This is a genomic window from Maribacter sp. LLG6340-A2, assembly GCF_045057105.1.
Taxonomy (GTDB): Bacteria; Bacteroidota; Bacteroidia; order Flavobacteriales; family Flavobacteriaceae; genus Maribacter.
Map to the genome: position 1 here is coordinate 2,555,633 of NZ_CP159332.1, position 13,443 is coordinate 2,569,075.

At 35.3% G+C, this 13,443-nt stretch carries 6 protein-coding genes, 1 tRNA gene and 1 pseudogene; 6 read left to right on the forward strand and 2 right to left on the reverse strand.

Annotated features, from left to right (window positions below):
- Positions 1-39: 39 nt before the first annotated feature.
- On the reverse strand, positions 40-3,390 hold the full coding sequence (locus ABVM52_RS10710; protein WP_405380333.1) for a DUF2723 domain-containing protein: 3,351 nt from the start codon (positions 3,388-3,390) through the stop codon (positions 40-42).
- Between the two features lie 168 nt (positions 3,391-3,558).
- Between ABVM52_RS10710 and ABVM52_RS10715 the strand changes: the two genes are divergently transcribed.
- From ABVM52_RS10715 to ABVM52_RS10725, 3 genes and pseudogenes are all read left to right on the forward strand, one after another.
- Positions 3,559-3,629: transfer RNA gene (locus ABVM52_RS10715), tRNA-Gln, on the forward strand.
- Between the two features lie 319 nt (positions 3,630-3,948).
- Positions 3,949-4,092, forward strand: a complete 144-nt coding sequence (locus ABVM52_RS10720; protein WP_405380335.1) for a hypothetical protein — start codon at positions 3,949-3,951, stop codon at positions 4,090-4,092.
- A 33-nt stretch (positions 4,093-4,125) separates the two neighbouring features.
- Positions 4,126-4,503, forward strand: a pseudogene (locus tag ABVM52_RS10725) (type I restriction enzyme HsdR N-terminal domain-containing protein); the annotation flags it as partial.
- Positions 4,504-5,657: 1,154 nt separating this feature from the next.
- Here the strand turns inward: ABVM52_RS10725 and ABVM52_RS10730 are convergent.
- Positions 5,658-6,221, reverse strand: coding sequence for a helix-turn-helix domain-containing protein (locus ABVM52_RS10730; protein WP_405380337.1), 564 nt, complete (start codon positions 6,219-6,221; stop codon positions 5,658-5,660).
- Between the two features lie 622 nt (positions 6,222-6,843).
- Between ABVM52_RS10730 and ABVM52_RS10735 the strand changes: the two genes are divergently transcribed.
- From ABVM52_RS10735 to ABVM52_RS10745, 3 genes are all read left to right on the forward strand, one after another.
- Positions 6,844-10,017, forward strand: coding sequence for a SusC/RagA family TonB-linked outer membrane protein (locus ABVM52_RS10735; protein WP_405380339.1), 3,174 nt, complete (start codon positions 6,844-6,846; stop codon positions 10,015-10,017).
- Positions 10,018-10,058: 41 nt separating this feature from the next.
- The gene (locus ABVM52_RS10740; RefSeq protein WP_405380341.1) at positions 10,059-11,606 is read left to right on the forward strand and encodes a RagB/SusD family nutrient uptake outer membrane protein; all 1,548 of its coding nucleotides are present in this window, start codon (positions 10,059-10,061) and stop codon (positions 11,604-11,606) included.
- Positions 11,607-11,697: 91 nt separating this feature from the next.
- Positions 11,698-13,401, forward strand: a complete 1,704-nt coding sequence (locus ABVM52_RS10745) for a GH39 family glycosyl hydrolase (protein WP_405380343.1) — start codon at positions 11,698-11,700, stop codon at positions 13,399-13,401.
- Positions 13,402-13,443 lie beyond the last annotated feature (42 nt).

The window sequence follows — 13,443 nt, forward strand, 5'->3', positions numbered from 1 at the left end:
AGATAAATAACAAAAAGCTTTGGGCATAGCCCAAAGCTTTTATTGTTGTATGCTTAAATTAACCGTGTCTTCCAATGCATCTGTCTTGGTATTGTCCGGTAATATGGTGTCAGAGACGGGCAGGGTATCGGTCATATCTGGATCAGGCTGCATAGTTTCCTCTAAAAATTCCATGCTGTCTTCGTCTTTATAGAAATGTTGAAATTTATCTATGTATTCATTGAATATCAAGGTTTCCTTTTCTGCCAATTCTTCGGTATCATTCTGAATAATAATATCGATATTTCTTCGGTAAGCTTCCATATCCGCGATAATATCATCGATGTTACTATACTGCTCATCCACATTGGTAGATGCATAATACTCCAATCTTTCTTGATACTTTTTCTTTAAGACCTCAAAGAGCTTATATCCCTTCTTGCTTTCGCCTACCTTATAGTACCCATCTATAAATGGTTCTATTAAAGTGTAGTAGCCAAATTTGTCCACTGGCATATTATTTAAGGATATTTCAATGATTTCCTTGGCTTTGTCAATCTTGTTTTCTTTGATCAACGCTTCCATCAACCGTGCAAGATTTCCTCTAAATGATACACTTTGTATACGGGTTTGTGTATCATGGTAAATGTCGCCTCCGGCATTTCCCCATTCCCATTTTTTGACAATGTCATACATGACATCGGTATCTATTCTTCCTAGTTCAAAAGCATTTGGCCTCTCTGTACGTATGGGCACCAATTTATAGGCTAGGCCATCTAGCTGAAGATAGTCTTTCATCCAAAGGTACTCTGCGTCATCAAAACTACCACCAGAAAAATATAGTGGGCGTTTCCAGTCGTTATTGGCAAGAATGTCAAGCATCATCATACTCTTCTTTGTAATAGCTCCTGGAAGATCAATATCAATAAAATCTACGATCTGATCTGCATCTTTCTCTCTAACAAGGCCTGAGCTTAAGACATTCTGTTTGTTTACGGGTACCCTTATTTTATTTGTTGGGTAGTAAACCATATTTTGTGTGTCTTCTGAATACTGACTTAAATCTGCTCCATTTTGTTCAAAGAGGTACTTAAGTTTGGTTCGTGGCTTATCGCTATCAATCCAATTGATAAAATCTTTTATAGGCCATCTATTCTCTGTAATTCCCTGATGGTACAGAACATCTCTTGAACCTGTTCTGTATTTTTCATGTGAAATTTGAGAAGGTATAGGGTCGCTTTCATATGCCTTTTTCTTCATTTGATCCACATACCAATCCGTTTCAAAAAGACTGGTGCAGACTATGCGCACATCTGTTCTGTAATTTTCAATTTCCTGGGCATACCAAATAGGGAAGGTGTCATTATCCCCAATAGTAAAAAGTATAGCCCCCACATCTTCTTGACACGAGTCTAAATAAGCTTTTGCCGTACTATTTGCTGTAAACCTATTTGATCGATCGTGATCGTCCCAATTTTGTACCGCCATAACCGTTGGTACGGCAAGTAAGCATACAATTACCACAACGGGTGCTAGTATCTTTGGGGTTAACCAGTCCTTAAATCCATCATAAAGGCCATAGACCCCTAAACCGATCCACAGAGCAAAAACGTAGAATGAGCCCACTAAAGAATAATCTCTCTCTCTTGGTTGAAATATACCTGGATTGGTATAAAATTGTATGGCCAGTCCGGTAAAGAGAAAGAAAATCATAAGAACCCAGAACTGTTTTTTGTCCCTAGAAACTTGAAAGACAATACCGATAATCCCCAAAAGTAACGGGAGGAAAAAATAGGTGTTTCTTCCCGGATTATTTTTAATATCGCTTGGTAAATTGTCCTGACTTCCAAGTCTTATACTATCTATAAAGTTGATGCCGCTCAACCAGTTTCCGTTGTCATTATAGCGGCCCTGAACATCATTTTGTTTACCAACAAAGTTCCACATGAAATAGCGCAAGTACATATAGTTGAATTGAAACTCTATCATATACTCAATATTCTCCCAAAGTGTTGGTGGCTGTACTTCTATATACTCGTCAAACCTTTTAAGGAAACTTATGTATTGATCAGCGCCAATTTCCCCATTGGCAAAACCTGTCTTAACTTGTTGGGCTGCCTGCCTTAGTTCTTGACTGGGTTGGGTTACCTTAAAATCCAAAGCCCCAAAATAACGCATATAGTTCTCTGCATTCTGTGGGCTCCACATTCTGGGCAACAGGCCTTGGTGATCAGGGTTGGGCCCTTGTACAGCATTCTTGTATTTATTAACGATAATATATTTGCCCAAGCCATAATCCTTCTCATATTTAGGCTTACCGTCTTGGTCTTCCCCCGGTGGAGCAAACATGTCTGAATAATAAGAGCCATACACAGGACTGTCTACACCTGGGTATTGTTCCCTATTATAATAAGCTAATAATGCCCTGGCATCTTCTGGGTTGTTTTCATTGATCACTACATTGGCATTTGCACGAATAGGAAGCATGAGCCATGAGGAAAACCCAAGAAATAAGAACATAAGGCACAGTACAATGGTATTAGCCGTTCTATAATTGTTCTTTCTGGTATAATTCAGCCCAAAATAAAAGGCGGCAATAAACAATAAACCAATAATTATTGACCCTGAATTAAAAGGAAGTCCTATGCTGTTGATGAAGAATACTTCTCCCCAGCCAAATAATTTTAAGACATACGTTAACGAAAACTTGTAAACAAGCATTAATATGGCAATGACCACAATATTGGCAAGCAAGAAATTCTTTACGGTTGTTTTTTTATACGTTTTAAAATAATATAAAAGCCCTATAGAGGGTATGGCCAAGAATCCCATAAACTGAATACCAAAAGTAAGTCCAACTACAAAAGAGATTAAAATGATCCATCTGTTACCGCGTGGATCGTCCAGGTTATCCGTCCATTTTAAACCTAACCATAATAGCAGGGCCATAATAAAACTTGCCATGGCATATACCTCGGTTTCTACGGCATTGAACCAGAAACTATCTGAAAAAGTAAAGGCTAAAGATCCAACTATGGCACTTCCAAAGACAGCTATTGCCTTACTGTTGGTAAAAGGGCCGTCCTTATCTATCAATTTTCTAGTGATGTTCGTAATAGTCCAAAACATGAACAAAATGGTAAAGGCACTGGAAACGCCTGAAACTAAATTTACCATCATAGCTACTTTGCTTGGCTCTAAGGCAAACATGGCAAAAAATGCACCGATCATTTGCAACAATGGTGCACCCGGTGGATGACCTACCTGAAGTTTTGCCGCTGTAGCAATATATTCACCTGCATCCCAAAAACTATTGGTGGGTTCTACGGTAATATAATAAGTGATGAGAGCAATAAAAAACACGGACCATCCTAATATGATGTCCCACTTGTGATAGTTCTTTGAAAACATGAAACTTGGGTTAAACCTAAGTGGCGAATTTACTAATTAATATAGATAACTATAAACTATTTTTATAAACCTTTAACAGGGGTGTAATTTGATGTTTTTAATTTTTACCGTAAAAAATATTTGGTGAAACGAAACTTTGTTTTAAATTTGCAGCCTCTTAGAAGGTATTGGCCCATGGTGTAATGGTAACACTCCGGTTTTTGGTACCGTCATTCAAGGTTCGAGTCCTTGTGGGCCAACGGAGAAATTCCCTAGTAGATTGTTAATCAATCGGCTAGGGTTTTTCATTTTTAATATGTACGAACAATTGTACGAATGTTTTCGGATTTAGACCTTTAATATCTATTAATCAAGTGTTGAAATTTTAAATTCACGAGAAATAGGTATATTAGTCCTTAACTTCCCCTGATATTGTCAAGTTTGTGACGTTTTCTATAATCATACATTATTCAGTTCCCAATTTGAATAGGTTCAATGCAATACATTTTTGCCAACACAAATCCAACGCTAAAAAAAACAAAAGAGCTATTTTAGCCAACGCTCAACCGATTTAAAAGAATGAAAAATGAAGCTCATGCAAGAATAAAAATCAACCAACTGCTCGAAGAAGCGGAATGGAGGTTTTTTGACAATGAGCAAGGTTCTGCGAATATCTTACTTGAAAATCACGTAAAAATCACCCAAACTGAAGTTGACGCTTAGGGAAACGATTTTGAAAAAGTCAAGTCTGGTTCTTTAGACTTTTTACTTGTTGACAGCAACAATAAACCAATTTGCGTTTTAGAAGCAAAGAAAGAAAGTCTTCATCCACTTGTTGCAAAAGAACAAGCTAGAAAATACGCAAAGACAGTTAGTGCACAATTCATAATTCTTTCAAACGGAATTGTACATTTCCTTTGGAACTTGGAAAAAGGAAATCCTAAACCAATTTATAAATTTCCTTCACCAAGCGAAATTGGTGCAATCAAGGAGCATCAAGATAAGGCTCTATATAATTTTGAAAAGCTAGGTTATAGGTATTTGAACTTAGAGCAATTAAAGGACCAACTACCTAATGAGAAAACAGGGAACGAACTTTTTGATGAGTTTTGGTATAAGTGGTATGAGGTTTGATATAATATGTGATTCTGTTTGTAAGTGGTAAGAGTGATTAATCTTTGAATTAGTATACGCAGTCTGCTTATGTTTATTTCTTGCAGGATATAGAATTTAATACTTTCCTTTGCCTACCCTATTGCCTACCCTATTGCCTACCTAGATAGGGGTTGGTGACAACCCTGTTTAACCATAACATCTACCCAAATACCTACCCTTAGACTATTTAATTAGGGTAGGCGCCTACCCGATGCCTACCCGTTGCTTATTTAAGTTTGGGTAGGGGTCTACCCTAGCTAATCATGTTTAACCATGGTATCTAACAGAACACAACTAACTTTTTTACCCTCCCTACCCTCCTTTTTTTAAATTCACTAAAGGAGGGTAGGGAGGGTACTTTTAGTTATATGATTTCTCTACATAATACACAGTTGAACCACCTGTCTTCTTTTTCAAGTAATTTTCTTGAACAAGTGCTTTACCCATGTTTACAGGTCTTAGGTTTAGTCTAGTGTAGTAGTTGCATATTAAATAGTTCACGATATCAGTAGAGGTCATATACTCGCCTCAATGTTAAGTATATGATTTTGTCCTTTTTTAGTTAGTATAGACAAATAAAGTAATGAGAAACATTTGCCAATAGGGGTGGACTTTGCCGCCTGGAGAGGGGACGTGATAAATGGACTAATAGGCTCTGAAATTTTATAGTAATATAATTGATTTGTTGATGTTTGGTATTACCAGTACTGAAAAAGATAATGTAGGTGTGTGGTTTGCTCTGCCAGTATTGGTTTTTATTAATTTTATAGATGATTAGTCTTGCAAATTTGTTGAGGCTATTTTTCTCAATAATTTTGGCAGCAACAACCATTATCAACTGCAAATAAAATATGCTCTATAAATTTATGTGGAAGTAACGAATATGTCTACCTCCAAACTAAACTGGACCAACTATTACCAGGTCCTTTGTTTTGTGTTTTGTGAATCTTTTAAATGGTAGTATTAATCCTTACCTAAAAACAATCGTTTTAAATTGGTTTAAAGCATGTGTCAAAATATATTGACTCTGTCTATAATGAAGTGGAAAATTCAACTCTAATGACTTTTTGAGAAAGAACTTAATTCTTTGATAGCAAGTTTCAATTTTTTTTAGATAATACAGTACGTATCATTTAAACAAAAATATCTAAATACATCACATAATCAGATTCAGGCATAATGCCATGGGGTTCTAACGAATTAAAATATAAACTATCACCTACATTTAATAAGTATTCAACATCACCAACTTTTATTTTTAAGGAACCTTCTAAAACATATAAAAACTCTTCGCCGTCATGGGTTAGTGAATGTCTTTTGACTTCACCCTTTACGGCGGTGAAAATAAAAGGCTGCATTTTTTTGTTTCTAACATTAGGTGCAAAGGGAAAAATCATGTACCCTTTTTTAGTTTGTGAGAGGTTACCCTGAACCTCTTTGGCTAATGTCATTTCGGAACTAATAGTAGCATTAGCCTCCATTAAATCACTTACTTTAACTCCTAAAGCTGAAGCAATTTTTACCAAAGCAGCAATTGAAGGCAAGGCTTTATTGTTTTCAATTTTTGAAATCATACTTTTAGAAAGTTCGCTTTGGTCTGCTAAATCTTGAACTGTTCTTTTCTGAGAAATTCTCAATTGTTTTATATGAAGACCTATTAAATTTTGTTTTTTGTTTTTAGATTCAATAGTGGGCATATCCAGTTATTCTTAGTGTTCGTTATAAGTTAATATAAAAACCTATTATTAGTGTAATTACAATGTCCTAATATAAGCTTCCTTACCTAATATTTTATTTTACCAATTTATTCCTCTTACAGAATTTGATTTAGGCTTTCAAAATTCCTATATCCCTAAGTTATTTAGACCATCATAGGTATTAAAACGAAATATATGAAACGCAAAGGTAATATAATGAAACCATATGTAATTAAATGAAACAAAAAATAATTTAATGAAACAATGTTGAATATAAATAATTTTTTGTACTATTGTCATTATCAATAGCTTTTTATTGTGAAATACGAACAATTAACATGTAAATATTGAGTAGTTGAAAATAATGCCTTACGTAATTCAATCGCTTAATTTTTACAACACAGTATTATTTATCAATAATGGAATTAATGGATACTATTATTTTAACGTAACGGATACAATGATTAGAAAATATACAAACCTAAAACCCAAATATATGGTAGAAGAAGTTGAGTTAGTTTAGTTTAAGTTTCGCTTGTTAGTGAAGAGAACGGGATATGCTTCACCATATCCCGTTTGATTCAAATGATTAATTAATTAACCATTAATACACTTTAAAAATATGAAAAATAATTCGATCACAAGGAAATACCGATTCCTTTATTTATTCAGGTTTAAGTTACGGCTAGCCTGCAATTTAATTTTACTAGTAGCGCTGCTTTATAATACAGCAGTTTTTGGTTATGGCAGGGAGCAAATTAGTGCCCAAGTATCAGATATTTCAGGAACGGTTACTGATCAAAACGGTACACCTCTTCCAGGTGCTAGCGTTGTAGTAAAAAATTCAAATAACGGTACAACTACTGACTTTGATGGCAACTATGTATTAAGAAATGTTGATGAAAATCAAACTATAATATTTAGTTACATAGGTTTTAAGGCTTTAGAAGTAAAGGTGAACAAAAAGTCCGTTATTGATGTTAGTTTAGAAGAAGATGCCCAATCATTAGATGAAGTTGTTGTGGTTGGTTATGGAACAATGCAAAAACGTGATGTTACTGGGTCAATTAGTTCTATATCGGATAATGACATAGAAAAAGCATCAATTTCAAGACCTGATGAAGCGCTAAAGGGAAAAGTTTCAGGTGTACAGGTTAGAAATAACTCGTATGCGCCTGGCGGGGGTATTTCGGTGCGTGTAAGAGGTACTGCTTCAATTTCGGCTGGTGGCGCACCATTATATGTCATAGATGGTATGCCAATTACCACGAACCTTTCTACAGGTCGCAGTGGTGACGCAGGCACCTATGGTGCACCACCTAACCCACTTAATTCAATAGATCCATCTGACATAGCATCCATACAAATTTTAAAAGATGCTTCAGCGGCGGCTATTTATGGCTCTCGGGCCGCTAATGGTGTGGTGTTGATAACTACGAAAAGAGGTAGAGTAAACCAGCAATCTATAAATGTTGAATATTCTTCTGGTATTGCAGAATTAAGTAACAAGCTTCCATTTTTAAATGCTACCCAATGGGCACAACAAGCAAACCAAAGAGCGGTATTATTAGGGCAACAAAATGTATATACAGATGAAGAAATAGCTGGTTTTGGCACTGGTACAGATTGGCAAGATGAAGTATATAGAACAGCTCAACTAAATACTTATAAACTATCATTTTCTGGTGGTGGGGAAAAAGTGAGATATCTTATTTCACAGAATATATCTGAACAAGAAGGTATAATAACTGGTTCTGATTTTAAAAGATATGGTACAACTATAAATATTGATTCGCAAATCAGTGACCGCTTAAAAGTTGGAGAAAGTATTTTATTTAGTATTTCAAATAATTCAGTTGTTCCTACGGATACAAAGGGTTATGAGGGAGTTTCCAATGTTATAGATGCCATTTATGAAGCTCCACCAACAATTCCAGCAAGAGATGATGCTGGTATTCCTACTTCATTAGCAGACTATGTATTAGGTGGTGGCAGAGAAAACCCATTGACAATGACCGATAAATACAAACAAGTAGAAAATACTGGACGTATTATAGGTAATGTATATGCAGATTATAGCATTTTAAATGGGTTGAATTTGAATTTAAAATTTGGGTTTGATATTAATGATTGGCGTTATCACGAATACTTTCCCATTGGTTCAGAAGCTTCTGGTGGAGCAAATGGTAAAGCTAGACAGGCAAGTATGAAGAATATTAATATTAGCCAAGCTAATATTTTAACTTATAATACTACTATAAATGAAAATCATAGAATAACACTTTTAGGTGGTTATACCTATCAAAGAAACTCAAATGAAAGAATTGATGCTTCTTCTTATGGTTTTCCAATGGATGACTTTCTCTATAATAATCTTGGTTTAGGAAGCAGCGTTCAAGCCCCAGGAAGTAGTAAATCTGAATGGGAACTGGTTTCTTATTTAGGTAGAGCTAACTATTCTTTTCTCGATAAATATTATTTGGCTGCCTCTATAAGAGCTGATGGTTCATCTAAATTTGGGGCTAATAATAAGTATGGTTATTTCCCTTCTGTTTCTGTAGGATGGTCATTGGCAGATGAAAAGTTCATTCAAAAAATGGATATTTTCAATCAGTTAAAACTAAGGGCCAGTTATGGTAAAACGGGTAATGAGGATATTGGTTCTTATAGATCACTATCCTTATTAGGAACATCATTTGGTAGAAGGTCCTCATATATTTATGGAAACTCAAACTATCCTATCGCTTATCCTAACAATATTGCCAACCCAGATTTAAGTTGGGAAAAAACCAGTGAATACAATGTGGGGTTAGATGTGGGCTTTTTTGAAGGTAGGCTGGGAATGGCTTTTGATTATTACCGAAAAGAAACGACAGACCTTCTACTTAGTGTGCCAATACCTTCTCAAACGGGTTTTGGTAGTGTACTAAAAAATACCGGATCTATGTTGAACAAAGGGTTAGAATTTGATATAAATAGTGTGAATTTCGATGGTGATTTTAGTTGGAAAACTAATTTTAATATAGCATTTAATAAGAATGAAATTTTATCCTTAGGCGGTGCACCTTTCATTAATGCCGGTTGGGTTGGTGGAGGTAATGTAACACCTCATGGTAAGCATACAGTTAGATTGACCCCTGGTCGTTCTGTTGGGGAATTCTATGGCTCAGTATATGAAGGAATATGGCAGTCACAAGAAGAAATAGATGCAATAGGTACTATGCCTTCAGCAAAACCAGGTGATATAAGATATAAAGATGTAAATGGTGATGGTACTTATGATACGGAAAACGATGACGTTTTTCTTGGAAATCCTAACCCAGATTATAGTTTTGGATTTACCAATGATTTTAAATACAAGAACCTAAGTTTACATATTTTCATGTATGGTGAGCAAGGAAATGATGTCCTTAACTTATCATCTCAACAAACTACTTGGGATGGCTTAGGGGTGTCTGCAAAAAGACTAGATGCATGGAGTGCCAGTAATCCTGACGGCGAATATAATTCAGCAGGAGCAACTAATCCGGTAAGGGTATTTTCAAAATTAATTGAAGATGGATCCTTTTTGCGAATCCAGAATGTGACTTTAGGATATGAACTACCTAAAATATTCGATGTGCTAAAAAGTGCTCATTTATCAATAGGTGTAGACAACTTGGCCGTATTTACTAAATATACGGGTTATGATCCAGAAGTAAATGCATTCGGCAATAGCAATTCTACACGCGGAATGGATCGTTTTGGGTATCCACCATCTAGAACATATAGATTTAACGTTGCACTTAAATTTTAAGAAAACAAAAATATACAATCATGATAAAATACTTTTTTAGGATGAAAAATATACGATTATCGCTATATGCGATTGCTATAACTTTAGGTATAAATAGCTGCTCAGACTTAGAAGAACAGATTTACAGTCAAGTTAATATTGATGAATTTTATAGTACGGAAGATCAAGCGCAATTGGCCTTAAATGGTGTTTATAGTCTTTTGCTTGGTGCCGATATCTATCGAGATGGAATATGGACAACTTTAAATGACGTTACCTCGTTTACACTAAAAGGTGGTGGGTCTGCGAATGGATCAGGGGATAGGTCAGGAGTAGATAACGAATGGAATACTTTTTCGTGGACGGCAGATGCACTTGAATTAAGCACCGAATGGAATGATAACTACAATGCTATAAACAGAGCCAATACACTTATTGACAAAGTTTTAATTTCATCAATTTCGGATGATGCAAAATCAAGATTAATAGGTGAGGCGAAATTTTTAAGGGCTTTTATTTATTTTAATCTTGTAAAATTATTTGGAGGGGTACCGTTATATACAACTACAACTTCGGATCTTAGTGAGGCAAATAAGCCCAGAAATTCGGTAGAGGAAGTTTACAGCCAAATAATTTTAGATTTAAAAGATGCGCAAAGTGATTTGAGTCCGTTCGATTCTGGTAACCATAATATCGGAAAAGCTTCATATGCGTCTGCGACAGCTCTATTGGCTAAAGTTTATGCCCAGCAACAAAATTGGACTGCAGCTGCTGAAGAGGCGAAAAAAGTAATAGATATGAGTGGTTTTTCATTATTAGCAGACTATGAAAATATACGTAATCCTGATTTTCATAATGGGTCTGAACAAATATTTTCTATACAAACCGGAGGGAATGGAAATCTTAATTCTCAAATTTATCAAACAAGGTTTATTTACTTAGCAGGGCCTCCTGCCCAAAACACACCTGATGGTAAGAATATATTGTTTCATTCTCTTAAGGATGTGGTAATTTTTCAAGTAGAAGAAAATTTTTTCAATGCAACTCCTGATACATATAGAAAGTGGTGGACCATGAGAAACAAAATGCCATACTATTATAATAACAGTGTTAGTTCGGATAATTTGGTTCAAGATACGGTTGATATGTATGCTCCTTTTTTGGTAAAGTACCATCGTATAGATTTCTCATCTGGAAATTTGCATGAAGGGGTGAATTTTCCAATTATTCGCTACGCTGATATGTTATTAACCTATGCAGAGGCAATTAATGAAAGCAATAATGGGCCAAATACAGCGGCTTATGATGCAATTAATGCTGTAAGAAGAAGAGCTAGAGCAGTAGGGACTTCTTTTGAACAGCCAGAAAGTACTTATCCAGATTTAACTGGGTTAAATCAAGCTGAATTTAGGGAGGCGTTATTATTAGAGTACAAACGAGAATTTGCCGGAGAAGGGCATTACCGGGACGATTTACTAAGGCATAATAAATTTATTAGTAGTGCTCAAGAAAATGGAGCTATGGCAGCAGAAGAAAAGCACAAACTTTTTCCTTTACCATCTATACAATTGGGTAGAAATTTAGAGTTGGTACAAAACCCAGGATACTAATAAAATAATAAAAGTTAAATAATCACACCAAATTATAAAATGACCAAACCAAGGAGAGCCCTTGAGAAAGTTAACAAATGAAATTATTCAAATGAAAAAAATAAATTTTAAGATTATATTCATTTTAGCACTTAATTTATTCTTTACCCTTTCAATATATAGCCAGCAAATATCAAAATCAACTTTAATAAATGTAGATTTTGAAAAAGAAAAAGGACCAATGAATCCTATATGGGCTTGGTGGGGTTATGATGAACCAAATTATACATATATGAAAGATGGTAAAAAACTACTATCTGAAATTGCTGATTTAAGTTCGGTGCCGGTTTATGTTCGTGCACATAGTTTAATGGTGACAGATGATGGGCCAAGAGCTGCACTAAAATGGGGTTCTACTAACATGTATACGGAAGATGATAAAGGAAATCCTATTTACGATTGGAAAATCATAGATAAAATATTTGATACTTATATTGAAAGAGGTATGAAGCCAATGGCACAAATAGGTTTTATGCCTAAGGCATTGTCCAGTAAACCAGAACCTTACAGGCATTTCTGGAAGCCAGGAGCAGATTATGATGATATTTTCACTGGTTGGGCATATCCTCCCAAAAATTATAAAAAATGGGCTGAATTAGTTTATCAGTGGGTGTTACATTCTGTTGAACGCTATGGGAAAGAGGAAGTTGAAAGTTGGTATTGGGAACTTTGGAACGAACCAAATATTGGGTATTGGAGAGGTACAACAAAACAGTATATAAAACTGTATGATTATACTGCCGATGCGGTTAAGCGGGCATTGCCTACGGCAAAAATAGGGGGACCTGAAGTTACAGGACCGGAATGGGATAAATCTGAAGATTTCTTTCGCACGTTTATGGATCACGTAATAAATGGAAAAAATTATGCTACAGGTGAAAAAGGTTCTCCTTTAGATTTTATTACGTTTCATGCAAAAGGAAGTCCAAAAGTTGTAGACGGACATGTGCAAATGGATATGGGGTCACAGCTTAGGGATTTAGATAGCGGGTTTAAAATAGTGGCATCTTATCCAACTTTAAAAGACCTACCTATTATAATTGGCGAATCTGACCCAGAGGGTTGTGCTGCTTGTTCAGAAGATGATTATCCACACAACGCTTACCGCAATGGTACAATGTATTCAAGTTATACAGCTGCATCTTTTGCTAGAAAGTATGAATTAGCAGACCATTATGGTGTTAATTTATTAGGAGCAGTTACCTGGGGATTTGAGTTTGAAGACAAACCTTGGTATGCTGGATTTAGGGATATGGCAACGAATGGAGTGGATAAACCTGTTTTAAATGTTTTTAGAATGTTTGGAATGATGAAAGGTAACAGGGTTGAAGTGTCTGGAGATTTGGCTTATGATTTCAAAAAAATTCGCGATGAGAGTGTTAGAGGTGCGAACTCGGATATTAATGCCCTAGCCGCTAAGGATAAAAATGGTGCAACTGTAATGATATGGAATTATCATGATGATAATATCGATGGCGATTCGGCAAAAATAAGTGTTAACCTGAAAGGATTACCAAATGGCGAAATTTTAATGAATCACTATAGAGTAGATAAGGAAAATAGCAATTCTTACGAGCTTTGGAAAAAAATGGGATCACCTCAAAACCCAACAGAAGAACAAATTAGTCAACTAGAAAAAGAAGGTCAATTAAAATTGATTACTTCTCCAAAATGGCTAAAAGTAAAAGATGGTACCATTAAACTACCAATTGATTTACCAAGGCAAGGTGTTTCACTGCTACAATTCACTTGGTAAGTCATTTTTCTTGTTCCCAAACCACAAAACATAAAAAATTAA

Coding starts and splice junctions, on each gene's coding strand:
- ABVM52_RS10710 (WP_405380333.1), bottom strand. CDS start 3,390: ATGTTTTCAAAGAACTATCACAAGTGGGACATCATATTAGGATGGTCC.
- ABVM52_RS10720 (WP_405380335.1), top strand. CDS start 3,949: ATGAAAAATGAAGCTCATGCAAGAATAAAAATCAACCAACTGCTCGAA.
- ABVM52_RS10730 (WP_405380337.1), bottom strand. CDS start 6,221: ATGCCCACTATTGAATCTAAAAACAAAAAACAAAATTTAATAGGTCTT.
- ABVM52_RS10735 (WP_405380339.1), top strand. CDS start 6,844: ATGAAAAATAATTCGATCACAAGGAAATACCGATTCCTTTATTTATTC.
- ABVM52_RS10740 (WP_405380341.1), top strand. CDS start 10,059: ATGAAAAATATACGATTATCGCTATATGCGATTGCTATAACTTTAGGT.
- ABVM52_RS10745 (WP_405380343.1), top strand. CDS start 11,698: ATGAAAAAAATAAATTTTAAGATTATATTCATTTTAGCACTTAATTTA.